Below are 909 nucleotides of genomic sequence, written 5' to 3' on the forward strand. Positions count from 1 at the left end.
CTCGCCGGCCACCGCCGCGGCCGGTGCCCCGGCGGTGGCCGGCGAGGTGGGCTCGTGAGCCCGGTCGAGCCGGACAAGGGCGTGTACGGCATCTCGGTGGCCGCCGAGCTGACCGGCATGGACCCCCAACGACTGCGGCTGTACGAGTCCCGCGGACTGCTGGAGCCCGACCGCACCGCCGGCGGCACCCGCCGCTACAGCGCCGAGGACCTGGACCGGCTGCGCCGCATCGGCGCGCTGCTCGGCGACGGGCTGAACCTGGCCGGCATCGCCATGGTGCTGGACCTGCAGGACCAGAACACCCGGCTGCACCACCGGCTCGATGACCCCACCGACCACGACGGTCACCACGACGATCACCACGACACCGACGCCGACACCGCTTGCCCCGCGCCGACTGAGTGACACCGACGCGCAGGGCAGTGGCGGCACCGGTGAGGATGACTGTCACGACAGCGACCTGGACAGGAAGGAGCAGCGATGACCCCGATCACCACCCCGGGCGCCACCCCGGGCCCGGATGATGACCTGCCCGGCGACCTCACCGCCGAGGTCCCCGAGGCCGACGCCGCCGAACAGGCCACCCCCGCCGTTGCCGACGCCGACGACGACGACGTCTATTCCCCGACGACGCCCGGCAGACCGCCGAGCCGGCCGCGGACTTCTCCCCGCCGGGCGAGCCGGGCGAGGCCGACCCGGCCGATGCCTGGGAGCAGGCACTGCCCGTCTCCGGCGCGGGTGAGGACGACTACGACTACGACGGCGGGCAGGACCTCGGTGGCTGAGCAGGGCCGCCGCCTCCCGGGTCGCCGCCAGCAGCGGCGGCCCCATCTCCATGTTGTACCGGAAGTTCGACCAGCCACCGGGCTTCTGCTTGATGCCCCGTGCGTGCAGCCAGGTCCCCTGGAT

General features: G+C 73.7%; 1 protein-coding gene. It reads left to right on the plus strand.

Features of this window, described 5'->3' with window-relative positions; all coding sequences use genetic code 11:
- Positions 1-405 (plus strand): MerR family transcriptional regulator (locus tag FRW57_RS22180; protein WP_420853285.1); only part of this gene is annotated, 405 nt, incomplete at its 5' end.
- Positions 406-909 lie beyond the last annotated feature (504 nt).

It is taken from the genome of Segeticoccus rhizosphaerae (genome assembly GCF_009192725.1).
Taxonomy (GTDB): domain Bacteria; phylum Actinomycetota; class Actinomycetes; order Actinomycetales; family Dermatophilaceae; genus Segeticoccus; species Segeticoccus rhizosphaerae.